We start from the raw sequence: 14,923 nt of genomic DNA, 5'->3' as shown, positions 1-14,923 counted from the left end.
TGAGTAAGGAATGAGTAAGTTAATAAAAGAATGGCATTGAGTAAGTCTTGAACAAAATGTCGAGCGCAGTCCCTACCCATAATCTTTGATTTGGTTGGGGAGCGTTCAAAAGGTTGTTCTATAAGAATTTTATTCTTACGAGCGCGGAGAGAGTCGAACTCCCGACACCCAGAACCGGAATCTGGTGCTCTATCCACTGAGCTACGCGCCCTAATACGTTTTCCACCATAACATAAAATTGAGCAAATTGAGCAAAAATGCGCCGCTATTTAGCGGCGCAGGTTGTTTAAGGCGCATGGATATCTGCACCCCAAAAACTTGACTTGAATTTAGGCGAGATCGCGATCGGTTCGCTCTAACGCATAATGAGCCACTTTTAACGCATAACGCGCTCGCTCTACTTCGGAAAGTTCTTCCCATTGCTTCACCTCTGATTCCTCAAACCCCTTCCCGCGCATAGCATAGGCAAAGGGACGTGCAAACACTTGTAAATCTTCAATCGCCCAATCAGACAAAAGGGGCTTAACGCATTCAACCAAGCGATCGATAGGAGATAAACCCGCTTCAGTCAATTCTTGCACCCTTGCAGAAATAGCCTCGAGCCAATCTGTCGGAACGCGATCGCCAAACTTTTCCTGCAAAGATGAATCAAGAGACCGAGGAGGGAATTTTTCCCAACAGAGAGCCAGTTGAGCAAACAAATCTTGCGATCGCGGCACAATATCTTCTGATTCGGACCAATCAGTTAAATTGAAAACGCCTTCGATATTACTTAAATAATTCTCTGTTTCAGGGTCCGCAGGATTCCAAGGAAAAATGGCCTCCTCAGATAAAATAGCCTCGAGTAATTCAGCCTGCATTTCGGCAATACTTTCGTCACGATTGAGCTTGTTGGAATTGCGATCGCTCATAATCTTCCTCCTGTCGTTGTTACTAGCACCTGATGGATTATGGAGGTATCTACACACTCCTGGGATGATGTTCCGCAGTCGTTACTGAATTTATGGATATTAAGGCAAAAATGAAGCCCGCGATCGCTTGGGACAAACTACTGACAATCTGTGGGGAGGGAAAATGCGATCGCGGGTTTATCTACCTTTCAGGAATGAAAAAGGAGGTAATATTAGGCTTCTGGTGTTTTGCCGGCAACTTTTTCCTTAAAGAGCTTTCCGGGGCTGAATGCTGGAACCGTAGTAGCAGGGATCAGAATTTCAGCACCGGTTTGAGGATTGCGTCCTGTGCGTTCTTTTCTGTCTCTACCTTCAAATGTCCCAAATCCAACCAGCGTCACTTTTTCGCCCTCCGCAACAGTTTCCATAATGGTTTGAACTGTTGCTGTCAGTATTTTGTCCGTCTCTTTTTTAGTGTGTGTTGTTTTGTCTGAGATTTTGTTGACTAATTGTTCTTTGTTCATAGTGATCGATCGCTAAATTGTTTGCCAATCTGGACTAGTAGCCTATTGTATAGGACGAAAGCGTTATCAGTAGGAGATTTGAGATAAATTTTGGTTTTTTTTTGCGATCGCGTGCCATTGACAGAGAACTTTGGCTATGAAGGGTTTGCCGAAATAAGGGTTATATCGGCTTGTTCCCATCCTTGTCTCAAGGCTTGAAAGTATTGTTGTAAGGTCGATTGAGGGCATTCCGTCAATGGGTGAATTTCTTCGAGATCCCGGACATTGAAGTACAAAGCAAGGATTAGGTAAATTTTTTCCTTGAGAAATTTTTCTGGGATAAAATTCTCTTTCCAGGATGAAATGATTTTCTCGGGCGATCGCCAGCTAGGTTTGATTGAGTCATTATTCCGCGATCGCTAAAAATTGCACATTATAATCTCAGTCGTCTTAAAATCCAAACAATAACTTTTTTCAATTGGTAACGATTAGATAATTCCCCTGTTAGCATTTGTTTGAACAAAAATTGCCAAATCTGACCCATTACAAGTTTTAAAATATAGCGAAATAATCTTTGTATTACCCAGGAGAATAAACTCGTGACCACTATTGTTAATAGCTCTAAACGATCTTGTTGCCAAAGCTCAAAGAGATACGGCACAATCGCCGATAGAGATAAACTCCAAGATAAAAAATTTAACCATAATGTCCCTTCTAATTTTAGCTTGTCTAATAATTGTGCAATTAACCAATAATGTGCTGAAGTCAAAGAGAGGGAGAGTTCTGGCTGTTCCAGATAACGCTGATCGATTTGAAACAAAACATCCCCATCAAGAGACATGAGACTCCGTAAAACAGCTTGCTCGCTATTATCTTGAAAATAATGGGTTGAAACATTAATGCCACAATTTAAACCGCTATATTCATCAAATAAAAGATAATAGCGCAAATCGGAAATAAACTTAGGCTTAACAAAGAGAGAATGCCCCTGCGATCGCGCTTGCTGAATCTGTTCTAAAATCTCCTCGTTTAAATGAAAATGAATGCCGTGATAAACAACTCGGCGATCGGGTCTGCGTTCCTTGAAAAAGCGAATATAGCGTTCCAAATGAAGGCTATTTTCCATTGATACTTAATAATTGATAATTGATAATTGAATAATTATTTAGCGGCGCAGAAAATCAAAAAATCCGCCTTCGCGTTGAGAGACAACTTGTTGGATCAAACCGAGAAAAAATTCAAAGAGTCCTCGCCATTGTTTTTCTCCAGAAGCAACACTTTCATGATGGAGTTGCAAAATTAAATCTCTCTGGGGATGATCCAAAATTTCTTTGGCATAGCGATTGATCATATCTCCATCCAACTGTACAATGGTTTGGGCATAAATCATATCGGTATTCATTCCTTCATGTAACTCCTTAAAGTTGCGATCGGGATGTTCCATTTTTAAGCGTTCGACTTGGCGTTTCTGATTATCCAAACAGGCTTTTAATTCTCCTACTTTCCTTAAAGCCCTGATGAAACTACTATTTTGAAGCAGTTTTTGTACGCGCTGAATTTCTAATTTACCTTCTCGATCATAGTCTGAGGGATGAGGGTTAGGGAGGGTTATATCATCCGGAGATGCACTCAAAATCTCTAGCATTCGTTCATCATAAAGGGGAGATGAGGAGTCTGAGGTAATTAACGCATATTCTATCTCTAATTTTTTTCGTAGAGATAAATAGCGATCGCATTCACTTTGAGGAATATTGCGGCGATGGAGATCGGCTTCGTTAATATCGTAAACACTACGATAGGTTTGCCAGGGAATGAATTTTGCTCCCGTAATGCGGTCAACCACCATTGTATTCACTTCTAAGGCAGTAATATCAATTAAAACTTCTCCAATCGAACGGGCAAAATTTTGCAGGGCTTCTCCTGCTTTTCCTCCTGATCCAAGGGGATTAGTTTCCACTTTTTCGATCGCCTTTTGAGAATTTATTTGTTGAGAAACTTTTTGCGCTTCTTGGGACGAAATCGATCGCGATTTTGTCTTATAAGAACGTTGTGATTTATCAAACATGATTTTCCCCTAATAATGTAATGAATTTGTACTTAGTTATTATGGTTCGGTTGTTTTTGTGCCTCCATATCGAGTAAATCCGAAGATAGATCGGCTTCATCAGATAAAGAGATATCGAAATTAAATTCATCTCCGAATAGTTCTTCATCCCAATTGCGATCAAGTTCGTTGTCTGAAAAGTCCCCAACACTATCATCGATTAACTCGGGGGGGTCTCCTAAAATTTCATCAACGCTTGCGGTTGCAAAGGTTTCTTCTAGGAGAGGAGTTGGCAAGGATGACGATCTAGGCTTAGGAAAAGGTTCGAGTTCTTCAATAGCAAACTCTTCCCAATCTTCTTCTACAATTGAGGTGTAACTCTCTGTCTCGGACTGGGAGACAGCAAAAGGATCGATTTCTGAGGACATATTCCATTCCTCTTCTAGGGCGATCGCTTCTTCCTCAGAACTCTCTGTTGTCTCTTCATCTAACCATTCTCCCCAATCAGCATTTTCAGAAGTTTCAAAGGGATTAAGTTCCGGTGTTGGTTGACTGTTAGTTTTGGATTGGGTGGGCTGTGGGATTTCAGTTATCGGGGGTGTGGGAGGAGTCGGCAGATCTTGTTCGACAAATTTGACAAAATCCCCCCAATCTTCCTCTTCCCCCTGGTCTTCCTCCTCATTCACAAAATCTTCCCAGTCTTCCTCTTCCTCCTCATTTTCTGCCTTGTTTTCTGCCTCATTTTCTGCCTCGTTTTCTGCCTCATTTTCCCCCTCATCGAAGGAAGAAAGATCGCCATCGATCTCAGTATCCCCAGCATCAAATTCGGGAGTATCCCAAGGATTGTCTATTTCTGCTGCAAGGTTTTTCCCTGTAGTCTTTTCCTCTACGGCTAATTCAGTAATTTCCAAAGCAGCTAATTCAGTAATTTCCAAAGCAGCTAAACTGGGTTGATCCTCTTCCTCCATTGAATTTGGAGTTTCTGCACTGTCGGAAGAGAATTCCCACCCCTCCAAATCAAAGTCCTCTTCAGACTCGGATAATTCAGCGAGATCGTCACCTTGAAAGATGTCAGATTGAGACTGTTCTAAATGTTCTAAATGTTCTGACTGTTCTAAATGTTCTGACTGTTCTAAATGTTCTAAAGGAATAAGGGGAGTTTCGAGTTCAGGAGTTAGCGATTCACTCAAGTGAAGATTGGAAGTCCGATCCCAACCTTCAATTTCTAATTGTTCTGGAAGATTGGGTAAATTTGGCGATCGCCCTTCCGGTAGTGCTTCCGGCTGTTTTTCTTCCTCAGACAATTCCTCCTCAATCCAATCATCGCTGCTGAAAAGAGTATCAATAAAGGCTTCCGTTTGACTGTCAGCAACTTCTTCTTCCCAAATTTCTTCCGGCGATCGCAGGATTTCTTGGGGTTGGGATGCTACCTCTGTTTCTATTTCTACCTTTTCTACCTTTTCTTCTAACTCCTCTTCCGATAAGGCGATCGCCATTTCTGGGGACTCCTCTGCTAAAACATCATTTAATTCAGTTTCAGAAAGAGGAACCGGCGATCGCCTTTGCTGAATTTGTTCTTCAGCTTCCACAAGACTTTCTAAGATATCTCCATTGAGCATACTTTCTCTTTCCTCGGGGGGGATAATATCCTCAGAAGAGAAGAATTCTGGCTCTAAAGGAGTTTCGTCTAAAGTTGTTTCCTTGGCAATCTCTACCCTTGTGGATTCTAGAGTAGATCTGGGCATTTCTTCCTCCACTTGCGTTAAAGCAAAAGCCTCCGAGGAAAAACCTGGGGAAGAATCTGGAGAGGGATTGTTGAGGGAAGTAACGAGAGAAAATATCTTTTGCAGGCTGTGAATATTTTGCTCAATGATTTGCTGCCCTTTGTCCACTTGGGTAAAGTGAAAGCGTAACAATTCGTGATAGGCACTGTTATGGAGGAAGTGATCGCCAATTTCGTTTTCAATATCTCCCTGCATGAGATTAATACTGGTACGAAGGCGATGTCCAGGTTTTGCCTCTTCTAGCGATCTTTGAGAAACCGCATTTTTGACAGTGACATCGCGATCGGGATTGGCATCCAGTTCCGATGAAGACACCCAAGTGGTAATTTTCAATTCTACGGCTTCTGTGAGAGCAAGGGTGAAGGCTTCTTGAATCTTCCCCGCTTGTAAGGCTTCTCTAAATTCTTGGCTTGACGGCATGACCTACTTTCCCTGCTTTGGCTTCTAGCGTTCGCGTTTTCGCTCAATAGCGCGATGTCCTGTGATGCACGATATCTGAGCGGTTATCTGAGTTTATCTTCGTCAGAGGGCGATAAAACGGGGGGACGGGAGGTTTTTGGCAAACGAGAGAGAGTGCTTGCCAAAATCACAAACATCTGTTGTAAATTCTCTAAGTTTTGTTGAATGATCACTCGCCCATCCTTAACTTGTTGGAGATGAAATTCTCTCAATTCGGTATAGGGTCCATCACCGATAAATTCTGCACCGATTTCGTTATCAATATCGCCATCGACGAGGTTAATCCGAGTTCTCATACGATGACCTGGGGCGGGTTTTTCGGCATCAACGGCGAGAATATTCGGATCGTCGGCGGAGGAAACCCAAGTAGTAATTTCCAGTTCGATCGCCTCTCCTAATGCTAAGGTGAGCGCATCAAATATATTTCCGGCTTTGAGTTGTTTTTTAAATTCGTCGCTGGCGGCCATACCCAAATTTCCCTTACTGTTGATTGACTTGAGTTTACCAAAAATCGACAATCCCGTAACCGAGTTCATTCAGCATTTGGTGAAGTAAAGGCAGGCTTAAACCAATGACGTTGCTGTGACAGCCTTCAAGTTTGGTAATAAATAGTCCCCCTTGTCCGTCAATCGCAAAACCACCGGCACAGTTTAGGGGTTCTCCTGTGGCAACGTAGGCGGCGATAATGCGATCGCTAATCTCGGCAAAGTAAACTTTTGTGATGCCGCATTTCACCAAATTTTTGCCTGTTCTCGTGTCAATTAAGGCGTGTCCGGTATAAAGTATCCCGATTTTGCCTCGCATCAGTTGCCAACGGGCGATCGCTTCGGCGGGAGATGCGGGTTTACCGTGAATTTCTCCGGCAACAGACAGCACAGAGTCACAGCCAAGAATGAGGGAATTAGGGTATTTTGCGGCGACGATCTGGGCTTTACATAGGGCAAGAGTATTGGTTAATTCTTCCGGGTCTTCATTCTGGATGCTAGATTCGTCAAAATCACTCTTACAGGCGATCGCGTCAATGCCAACTTGTTGCAGCAGTTGTTTTCTAGCAGAAGAAGCGGAAGCTAACACAAAAGAAGGGGACATATTTTGATTATTGAATGAAAAAATATTCTCTATTTCTTAAAAAATAAGGGTCAATAAAACAAATTACTAACCCTTGAACAAATAAATTCTAAAAAAATAATTACTCGTCTTTTTCAACCCCTCCCATACGGGCAGGCGGCCAAAAACGTACCGCAGCACGACCGATAATCTTTTCGTAAGGAACAATGCCCCAGCAACGGCTATCATAACTATTACTGCGATTATCTCCCAACACTAAATAAGACCCTTTCGGAATAGTAACAGGTTCTGATAAATAAGGTTTATCTGGTTGGAAACGACAGATATTAACCTCCGTAGAATCCTTGCGAGCGATATAATCTTCATCTAAAGATTTGCCGTTAATGTAAACTTTTTTATCTTTTAACTCGACAGTTTCTCCAGGTAAGCCAATTACCCGCTTAATAAAAGCATCGTGAAATTTTTGACGCTCGAGGGAATCTGTGGGATTAAAGACAATAATATCGCCGCGCAGGGGCTTGCGAAACCGATAGCTCATTTTTTCGATCATCAGGCGATCGTTGATTTCGAGAGTAGGTAACATCGACTCTGAAGGAATGTAACGCGCCTCAGCGACAAATTGACGAATTCCTATCGCCAGCACCGCACTTAGAGCGATGGTTTTAAGTGCTTCGATGGAAGTGCTTTGTAAACGAGACATAAGCTAATCAATAATCACAGAATTACAACAAAAAATTACGAGTTTCGCGACAAGAAAAATTTTCAGGGGTTAATTTCTCTATCATAGCCTGTAGGTTGTTTAATTTTAACCCTTCATGTTTTCCGATACTGATCGCTTAATTCGTCACGCCCAGATTATCCTCCCGAATGGCGATTCTTTGCTTGGGGACGTACAGATCCGTCAAGGTAAAATTGCCCGTATTGCTGAGGCGATCGCGCCGGAAGCTGGAGATGATGTCCTTGACGCGCAAGGATTGACAATGTTTCCAGGGGTTATCGATCCCCAAGTCCATTTTCGCGAACCAGGTTTGGAGTACAAGGAAGACCTATTTACGGCGACTTGTGCGTGTGCGCGGGGTGGAGTGACTTCCTTCCTAGAAATGCCCAATACGCGCCCTTTAACCACCACTCAGGCAATACTTGACGATAAGTTAAAGCTGGCATCTCAGAAGTGTTTGGTCAATTATGGCTTTTTTATGGGGGCGACGGCGGAAAATCTACCGGATCTGCGAGAAGCAAACCCATCTTGTGGGATTAAAATTTTTATGGGATCTGCACATGGGGCTTTATTGGTCAGCACAGAAGCAGAGATTGAACCCATTTTTGCAGAAGGAACGCGCTTAATTGCTGTTCATGCAGAAGATCAGCAGAGAATTTGCGATCGCCGTCAACAATTCCAAGGCATTACTGAGCCAGCAATTCACTCTACAATACAGGATCGACAAGCCGCCCTCAATGCTACCCAACTCGCCCTCAAACTCTCGAAAAAATATCAACGTCGTCTCCATATCCTCCACCTTTCAACGGGAGATGAAGCGGAATTATTGCGCCAAGATAAACCTGCTTGGGTGACAACAGAAGTCACCCCTCAACATTTGCTTTTAAATGAAACTGCTTACGAAAAGATCGGCACTTTAGCACAGATGAATCCTCCTTTACGAACCGCTAAAGATAATGAAATTTTATGGCAAGCATTAAAGGATGGAGTGATTGATTGTATCGCCACGGATCACGCCCCCCATACTTTAGAAGAAAAAGCCAAGGGTTATCCTAATTCTCCTTCAGGAATGCCTGGCGTTGAAACATCTTTAGCCGTAATGCTAACCCAAGCGAAGGCAGGAAAATGCAGTTATGCACAAATCGCAAATTGGATGGCTGCAAAGCCAGCAGAGGCTTATCAAATCCCCAATAAAGGTAAAATAAAAGAAGGCTATGATGCGGATTTAGTTTTAGTGGATTTAGAAAATTATCATCCTGTATTGCGGGAGGAAGTTGTTTCTAAATGCGGCTGGAATCCCTTTGAAGGTTGGAATTTAACCGGATGGGCGCAATATACCATTGTGGGAGGACAAGTCGCTTTTGAACGGGGAACAATCAATACAGAAGTGCGAGGAAAAGCGTTAAAATTTGGCTAGTTGCTTGTTTTATTATGATTATGTTCAAACGACTCATTATTGCTAGTTTTCTCTTGACTTCTGTAGGCTGTAGTCTGTTGGCACAGGAAAGCGATCGCGGTCAATACAATTCTCTCGATCCGCAAGAGTTTCTCTCCTCCCGACAGCTATTCGATCGCCCTCATCCTCGCCAGGTTGCCCTTGCCTTATTTGAGGAAAATACGCGAGAATCAGAAGGGAGAAAATCTGAAGCTATTTCGATTGAATACCCAACTTGGGAACTTGCTATTGTTACGATCGCCATCGTGGGTTTAGCTGATGATTCTCTGCGGGGTCTTCGCTACCGTTTAGAGTTTCAATATAATGATAGTCATTGGCAATTAGATTGGGTAGGTTCCCAGGTTCAATGCCGGGAAGGGAGAGGACATCAAAACTGGGGACGCGATCGCTGTTTGTAAATTACCACGACTAACCGCAAAACACTCTTGAAAAGAGAAAGAAAGAGAGAGAGAAAAATTCCTCTCTCCTCTCTCATCTTTTATCTGATAATAGACTGATTGGACAAACGGCGCACAGCAACAACGGCGGGTTTAGGGGGATCGTTCACCTTCCGACCCGGCCAGTTTGACCCGATGGGAACCTCGCGAGATTGAACAAACTCCTCGCCATCCGTCGTTTTCATTGCATATTTGTGGGTTTCCGACTTCATCCCCTGACGAATACCATTAAGTTCCCCTGGATGTTGTACCGCAAGGAATAAGGTCTCCTCATCTTCCGTGAAAAACCTAAAGCTAGAGAGTGAGGGTTAGCCATTGATTTTAATCAATGGACATCGAACGCAACGGGTTTTAACCCGTCTTGTGTTACAATGATTCCATGTAAGTCCACAGCTAATTTTTTTAGCCAAGGGATGTAGGAGTCTGTTGACAGGCTTGGAGCAAGCGCGGTTTTAACCCGCTTGCGGTGGATTAACCACAGAATCCCCGTCTTTTTAAAGCGGGGAGATGTCAATCATAAGGAACTTCGCCATTAGGACCCTTAAAGATGCGAGTATCGGGTCCGCCATCTCCCCCTGGAGTTCCGGAAGTGAAGGCAATATAAAGGGTTCCATCTTTGGCAACGATGGTATCTTCCGGACGTGCTGTAGTGGTGATTCCTGCGGCATTTCCGGCATAATGTGCGTCGATGAGGATGGCACCCTGTTTCTCTGCTTCCGTGCCTGGGTAGAGGTCGCCAAGGGTGGGAAATTGCGTTTTTATCGCCTTAGCTTCGGCATCCTTGGTCACTTTCACAACACCCCCCGCATTGCGATCGGGGTTGGGAAACTTGACCATTCCTCCCCCAACGGTACTGGGAAGGATGGGATCGATCGCGGTACTGGGAGTCAAGGGGACCCAGCTTCCTGTCCCGTCAGGATTGAATTTCGCCCCATACAGCATTCCCTCTTCAAGGAGGCGAGAATTAGCCTTGTCGGTGACATTGCGAACTGTACCTTGAGAAACGAACTTATAGAGATGTCCTCCCCGGCGATCGCAGCCCGAATAAACGGCTAATTTTTTCCCTGGACGCACTAAAAAACCGACAGCTTCGTGACGGTAGCGACCTAACCAAGTGTGTTTTGTGCCGTAGTCTTTGGGGTTAGCGGGATCGAGTTCCACCATCCAACCGTACTTATTTCCTGCCAAGCCAAAAGGATTGCCTTGACCCTCAATTTCCCCAATTCCAAAGGGTTTCGCGGCAGGAGGCAAAGAAGAACCATCCGCCATCACGGGTTCGGGAACGAGGTCTTGATAGTTCTCTTCCGCACTAAAGACAGTTCCCCAGGGGCTAGTTCCTCCGGCACAGTTGCCAAAAGTACCAATAATTTTACTGCCTAAATTATCGTCATAGCCTTGTTTGTTGCGCTTATTAAAGATAGCAACGGCGGGACCGGTAGATTTAAGATAGCGTCCATCTTCTAGCCCGGAAATTCCTGTCACGCGGCGATCGCGATCGCTATAGGTTCGCATCCATTGTCCATCGGGGTTACGACCCAGAGAAATCACTCCCATTCCTACATCGATCATGGCTTCTTTGGCAATTGCTTGAATTTGTGCCTTTAAGGGACTATTGGAGAGTGCAAAAGCATCGATCGTGCCTTCACTAACGGTTAGGGCGCTTTTAACTGCCTCAAAAGGCAAAGATTTACCGATCGCTTCGGGATAGGTTGCCATCCAAGTTTGCCCGCTAATATACTCAAAATTAATGGTTAAATAGCCTTCATTGGGGGCAGTTTCCACAAAGGAAAGATAGTCGTTGTTATAGCCAAAGCGAGAATCTCCAACGCGATCGCCCCAAGCAGCAATGACATCATAAGTAAAGCCTTCCGGTAAGATAATATCATCTTGAACTTGATAGGTACTGTAAGACTCAATTTGCTTTGTTTGAGTTAGCGCATTAACCTCTAAAGGAATTGGGAGTTTAACGGGTTCAAAACTTAAACCATTTGCCAACAAGGAAGAATCTGCGCCCGAAAATGGCATCGAGAACCCTTGACGCGGAGAAGCCAAAGAACCAAGGGCAACACTCCCAGCACTTGCTCCCATGAATAACAAAAAGTGACGACGTTTAATGCCCATTATCTTTTTAGTTTGAAAATTGTTCGTTCTCTTGGTTTTCGTAATTTGATGCTGTTAAAATCCAGCACACAACACTCAAGGCTAGAACAATTTGTTTAGAGTTATCTAAAGTTTGAGTAATCCCCAGGTTAAGATTATGATTTCCTCAAGGCAGAGCCGTCCAAGTTTAGCAAATTGTAAAATCTAGGTAATCTCAAGAGATTACACCTTAGAACTGAAGCACAAGCTAGGATAAAAAGAAACAGCTTATGTTTATTCCACGATTGAAAACAGTCTTTAAACTTCGTCCTTGGCGAATTCTGGTGGCGACTTTATTTTGTTTCGTTACGATCGCCGCGATCGCCTTACCTCGACTCCCTGCAACAGCACAGCAAGTTAACCGGGCAACCGTGATCGAAATTCTCGATAGCGATCGCATTTTCATTCAAAATCAAAAAGCTCGTGTTGGTAGTATCGCCCAACGAGGACAGCTAATTAACACTGAAAAAGCCCGAGGGGGATTGCGCTTTGAGAATAATGCTATCATTCGTCTCGGACACAATACCTCTTTTTTGGTAGGAAGCCGATGCGTGCAACTTCAACGGGGTCGAATTATCGTTTCTGGGTCAATGCGAGGATGTGTAGGTTCAATAGTTGCAGCTACCCGAGGCACGATTTACAGCCTAGAAATTGGTGAGGTAGCGGGAGGCCAGATTGTCGTTATTGATGGTCGCATCGACGTTTCCAATCTTGTCGATCCTGATAGTCCTGCCATTGAGGTTGCCAAAGGAGAGGTTTTAACAGTCAGTTTAACGGGGAGAATAGGAGCAGTGGAACACTTAAACCCAGAGGAGTTCCAGCAAATTTTAGACGGCCCCCTATTCCAAGATTTCCAAGTTCCCCTCTCGGATGCCCAAAGCCCAATTTTAGAACAGCCGACCCCCTATATCGATAGTATTTGTTCTTCTTTGGTTACTGTTTATAAAGCCAATTTACAAGCCTCCTTAATCGATACTTGGGATGTTCCCAGACCCCCTCATACCGGGATTTGGACGGTTCGACTCACCTATAGTCTACACAGAGACGGCACCGTAAGCGATGTTAAGGTTGTTCAATCTAGTGGTTACGAGGCTCTCGATCGCTCCGCCATCGACCATCTACAAACCATAAAACAGGTATTTTCGCCTTTTCCCAGTTGCTATGAAGCGGATTTAATGGAAATTACTCACCGTTTTCAACTTACTTATCAGTGATATTTTCAAGGGGCTGAGAATGTTGTAGATAATCAAGGAGAATCTGTCGATGGATGGAACTCAAGGGGCGAACTTGATTGGCAATCTTTGAAAAACGTTCCCCTTGAAGGATTTCATCTACAGTTACTAAAGCGAAATCCCAACCCTCTTTAAGTTCCAACTCTGCCAAAGGAACTAACAAAGGAACTGCAAAAATGTGACGCATCACTCTATCACTGGGATAGCGACCGAATTTAACTAACTCTCCAGAGAATTCATAACTAATTTCTTCTTTTAATTCCCGTACTAATGCCATCTCTGGAGTCTCTCCAGGATCGAGGTGTCCGCCAAAAAAGCCCCAACACCCCGGCGCAGCAATATTGGGAACATTATCCCGCAACTGCATCAGAAAATTGCCGTTTTGATAAAGAATGGCGATCGCAACTTCAACAGTCATGGTAGTTTCTAAACGATGAACTTGAATTTGACAAGATTCTTTCTAGCATAGGTTGCTAAATTCGCATTGAAAATCGCAATTTGGGAATTGGTAGCGTAAGGATCGTGACGAGATGAGGTTTAATTGTATTGTAGAGTTTAACTAAAAATGTCAAACAGAGTGATTTATGGTAGATTATTGTCATCATACCTATCCAACTCAGCCAAAAAAGCAGGAGTTGGTAAATTAGATAGGATTGATTGATTAAGATGTAGATGTTTTCAAGGCTGTAACTTTTAATCAACCAGGCTTTGTCCTTTTGTTGAGCATAACAGACTCGAAAAAAATCCTCATCAATTGAACAAAAGCATTCCCAAATGCCTTTAGGGGCCATGGGATAGGGAGGTGCGTAGTTCACCCAAGGAGAATAAATCTCTCGAAGCCAAAATGAAGGGGATTTCTGAAATGGAATCCATGTCTTGTTTATATCTGACTATATTTTGGTTAACTATATTAGGCCAGAATCGCGATTGTTTTGTCTATGCTGCAAGTAGAGTCTCGAAGTCCGGAAACCCAGATGCCCAAACCAACGAAAACCGCTATCCTAGTCATTGGTGGGGCAGAAGATAAAGTGCATGGTCGAGAGATTTTGCACACCTTCTTTAATCGCTCGGGGGGAAGCGATGCGATAATCGGCATTGTTCCTTCAGCATCTCGAGAACCCCTACTCGTAGGAGAACGCTACCGCCGCATTTTTGAGGAAATGGGAGCCAAGCAGATCGAGTTGCTGGATATTCGCGATCGCGCTCAAGGTAGCGATGCGAACTATCTAGAATTTATAGAGAACTGTACGGGGATTTTCTTAACCGGAGGCGATCAGTTGCGCTTATGCGCCTTACTCGCGGAAACCCCCGTGATGGAACTGATCCGCGATCGCGCCCAAAAACACGAAATTACCCTCGCTGGAACCAGTGCGGGAGCCGCCGTAATGGGACACCACATGATCGGCGGTGGGGGTAGCGGCGAATCTCCCAATCGTTCTCTCATTGACATGGCCATGGGACTGGGGATTATTCCCGAAACTATAGTCGATCAGCACTTCCACAACCGCAACCGCATGGCCAGATTATTAAGCGCGATCGCCATTCACCCCGATCGCCTCGGTATTGGGATTGATGAGGACACCTGTGCTATGTTCGAGCAAGATGGTTGGATTCGCGTCTTAGGCAAAGGCACAGTGAACGTTATTGACGCACAATATCTCTCCCACACCAATCAGATGAACGTAGATGTGGGGGACCCCTTGAGCCTACATGGTTTGAGAATCCACATTCTCAGTCACGGCGATCGCTACAATATCTATCAACGTCGTCCCTTAACCGGAGAATAAAAAAACGCGGGAATTTAACTATCAACTATCAACTATCAACTATCAACTATCAACTACCTACTTCTCCCCGCCCAATCCTAAATCAAAAACTGTTCGCTAAGAACAGTTTTCTATGTTTTTGACGAGAGAAACTGAGGTTTGTGGTCATTGAGTACCGCCGAAGCGCGATCGCCCCTCGGATTGGTTTCTCTCACTGTCCGCGATGCCCAAGCGTTGTCTATTGCATCTCCCCCAAAATTCCAGAATTGAAGGCTTGTCAGAAACCTCAGCCTAAAGGCATGAGGCTTGAAAGAGAAATCTAACAAGCCATTCTGACCAGACTAAGTACCCCGCGTACTACGTTATTTTAGTCACGACACCTTGGAATGCGAAGCTAGTTCCCTGCCCTGTCGTTAGCAGTTAAACA

At 44.0% G+C, this 14,923-nt stretch carries 14 protein-coding genes, 1 tRNA gene and 1 pseudogene; 4 read left to right on the top strand and 12 right to left on the bottom strand.

The annotated features are described in order from the left end of the window. Positions 1-138: 138 nt before the first annotated feature. The 9 genes from JUI58_RS23805 to lepB all read right to left on the bottom strand — a co-directional run bounded on the left by JUI58_RS23805 (position 139) and on the right by lepB (position 7,448). Positions 139-211: transfer RNA gene (locus JUI58_RS23805), tRNA-Arg, on the bottom strand. A gap of 118 nt (positions 212-329) precedes the next feature. Further along, entirely contained in the window at positions 330-911 is a 582-nt protein-coding gene (locus tag JUI58_RS23800; protein WP_204106344.1) for a hypothetical protein, read from the bottom strand. A gap of 212 nt (positions 912-1,123) precedes the next feature. Next, positions 1,124-1,414, bottom strand: coding sequence for an HU family DNA-binding protein (locus JUI58_RS23795; protein ID WP_204106343.1), 291 nt, complete (start codon positions 1,412-1,414; stop codon positions 1,124-1,126). A 412-nt stretch (positions 1,415-1,826) separates the two neighbouring features. Then, the gene (locus JUI58_RS23790) at positions 1,827-2,519 is read right to left on the bottom strand and encodes a hypothetical protein (protein ID WP_204106342.1); all 693 of its coding nucleotides are present in this window, start codon (positions 2,517-2,519) and stop codon (positions 1,827-1,829) included. A 39-nt stretch (positions 2,520-2,558) separates the two neighbouring features. Next, positions 2,559-3,458, bottom strand: coding sequence for a hypothetical protein (locus JUI58_RS23785; RefSeq protein WP_204106341.1), 900 nt, complete (start codon positions 3,456-3,458; stop codon positions 2,559-2,561). A gap of 32 nt (positions 3,459-3,490) precedes the next feature. Then, entirely contained in the window at positions 3,491-5,641 is a 2,151-nt protein-coding gene (locus JUI58_RS23780) for a hypothetical protein (protein WP_204106340.1), read from the bottom strand. Between the two features lie 83 nt (positions 5,642-5,724). Continuing rightward, a complete protein-coding gene (locus JUI58_RS23775; protein ID WP_204106339.1) occupies positions 5,725-6,147 on the bottom strand; it encodes a hypothetical protein in 423 nt (140 codons plus the stop codon). A gap of 34 nt (positions 6,148-6,181) precedes the next feature. Beyond that, a complete protein-coding gene (locus JUI58_RS23770) occupies positions 6,182-6,769 on the bottom strand; it encodes a nucleoside triphosphate pyrophosphatase (protein WP_204106338.1) in 588 nt (195 codons plus the stop codon). Between the two features lie 100 nt (positions 6,770-6,869). Then, on the bottom strand, positions 6,870-7,448 hold the full coding sequence (gene lepB, locus JUI58_RS23765) for a signal peptidase I (RefSeq protein WP_204106337.1): 579 nt from the start codon (positions 7,446-7,448) through the stop codon (positions 6,870-6,872). Positions 7,449-7,563: 115 nt separating this feature from the next. Between lepB and JUI58_RS23760 the strand changes: the two genes are divergently transcribed. Both JUI58_RS23760 and JUI58_RS23755 read left to right on the top strand, forming a co-directional pair. Further along, positions 7,564-8,883: a dihydroorotase gene (locus tag JUI58_RS23760; RefSeq protein WP_204106336.1), complete on the top strand. Its 1,320-nt coding sequence runs from the start codon at positions 7,564-7,566 to the stop codon at positions 8,881-8,883. 20 nt (positions 8,884-8,903) lie between these two features. Next, the gene (locus JUI58_RS23755; protein ID WP_204106335.1) at positions 8,904-9,320 is read left to right on the top strand and encodes a hypothetical protein; all 417 of its coding nucleotides are present in this window, start codon (positions 8,904-8,906) and stop codon (positions 9,318-9,320) included. 80 nt (positions 9,321-9,400) lie between these two features. On the opposite strand, the pseudogene JUI58_RS23750 reads toward JUI58_RS23755, so the two are convergent. Continuing rightward, a pseudogene (locus JUI58_RS23750) lies at positions 9,401-9,646 on the bottom strand (phosphatase); the annotation flags it as partial. A 223-nt stretch (positions 9,647-9,869) separates the two neighbouring features. Further along, complete coding sequence (locus JUI58_RS23745) at positions 9,870-11,480, bottom strand: alkaline phosphatase PhoX (RefSeq protein ID WP_204106333.1); 1,611 nt, start codon at positions 11,478-11,480, stop codon at positions 9,870-9,872. Between the two features lie 248 nt (positions 11,481-11,728). On the opposite strand from JUI58_RS23745, the gene JUI58_RS23740 reads away from it, so the two are divergent. Next, the gene (locus JUI58_RS23740) at positions 11,729-12,712 is read left to right on the top strand and encodes a TonB family protein (protein ID WP_204106332.1); all 984 of its coding nucleotides are present in this window, start codon (positions 11,729-11,731) and stop codon (positions 12,710-12,712) included. Here the strand turns inward: JUI58_RS23740 and JUI58_RS23735 are convergent. Next, the gene (locus tag JUI58_RS23735) at positions 12,699-13,148 is read right to left on the bottom strand and encodes an NUDIX hydrolase (protein ID WP_204106331.1); all 450 of its coding nucleotides are present in this window, start codon (positions 13,146-13,148) and stop codon (positions 12,699-12,701) included. The genes JUI58_RS23740 and JUI58_RS23735 overlap by 14 nt on opposite strands. A gap of 520 nt (positions 13,149-13,668) precedes the next feature. Between JUI58_RS23735 and JUI58_RS23730 the strand changes: the two genes are divergently transcribed. Then, on the top strand, positions 13,669-14,517 hold the full coding sequence (locus JUI58_RS23730; protein WP_348539963.1) for a cyanophycinase: 849 nt from the start codon (positions 13,669-13,671) through the stop codon (positions 14,515-14,517). The last annotated feature ends 406 nt before the right edge of the window (positions 14,518-14,923 follow it).

The organism is Spirulina sp. CCY15215 (assembly GCF_016888125.1).
Taxonomy (GTDB): domain Bacteria; phylum Cyanobacteriota; class Cyanobacteriia; order Cyanobacteriales; family Spirulinaceae; genus CCY15215.
Note: the sequence above shows the minus strand (reverse complement) of the source record. Positions and strands in the feature narration are given on the sequence as shown.

Excerpts from the sequence above, each read along its gene's own strand:
- JUI58_RS23730 (WP_348539963.1), top strand. The coding sequence starts at position 13,669 with ATGCTGCAAGTAGAGTCTCGAAGTCCGGAAACCCAGATGCCCAAACCA.
- JUI58_RS23735 (WP_204106331.1), bottom strand. The coding sequence starts at position 13,148 with ATGACTGTTGAAGTTGCGATCGCCATTCTTTATCAAAACGGCAATTTT.
- JUI58_RS23795 (WP_204106343.1), bottom strand. The coding sequence starts at position 1,414 with ATGAACAAAGAACAATTAGTCAACAAAATCTCAGACAAAACAACACAC.
- JUI58_RS23800 (WP_204106344.1), bottom strand. The coding sequence starts at position 911 with ATGAGCGATCGCAATTCCAACAAGCTCAATCGTGACGAAAGTATTGCC.
- JUI58_RS23775 (WP_204106339.1), bottom strand. The coding sequence starts at position 6,147 with ATGGCCGCCAGCGACGAATTTAAAAAACAACTCAAAGCCGGAAATATA.
- JUI58_RS23790 (WP_204106342.1), bottom strand. The coding sequence starts at position 2,519 with ATGGAAAATAGCCTTCATTTGGAACGCTATATTCGCTTTTTCAAGGAA.
- JUI58_RS23785 (WP_204106341.1), bottom strand. The coding sequence starts at position 3,458 with ATGTTTGATAAATCACAACGTTCTTATAAGACAAAATCGCGATCGATT.
- JUI58_RS23770 (WP_204106338.1), bottom strand. The coding sequence starts at position 6,769 with ATGTCCCCTTCTTTTGTGTTAGCTTCCGCTTCTTCTGCTAGAAAACAA.
- lepB (WP_204106337.1), bottom strand. The coding sequence starts at position 7,448 with ATGTCTCGTTTACAAAGCACTTCCATCGAAGCACTTAAAACCATCGCT.
- JUI58_RS23745 (WP_204106333.1), bottom strand. The coding sequence starts at position 11,480 with ATGGGCATTAAACGTCGTCACTTTTTGTTATTCATGGGAGCAAGTGCT.
- JUI58_RS23755 (WP_204106335.1), top strand. The coding sequence starts at position 8,904 with ATGTTCAAACGACTCATTATTGCTAGTTTTCTCTTGACTTCTGTAGGC.
- JUI58_RS23740 (WP_204106332.1), top strand. The coding sequence starts at position 11,729 with ATGTTTATTCCACGATTGAAAACAGTCTTTAAACTTCGTCCTTGGCGA.
- JUI58_RS23780 (WP_204106340.1), bottom strand. The coding sequence starts at position 5,641 with ATGCCGTCAAGCCAAGAATTTAGAGAAGCCTTACAAGCGGGGAAGATT.
- JUI58_RS23760 (WP_204106336.1), top strand. The coding sequence starts at position 7,564 with ATGTTTTCCGATACTGATCGCTTAATTCGTCACGCCCAGATTATCCTC.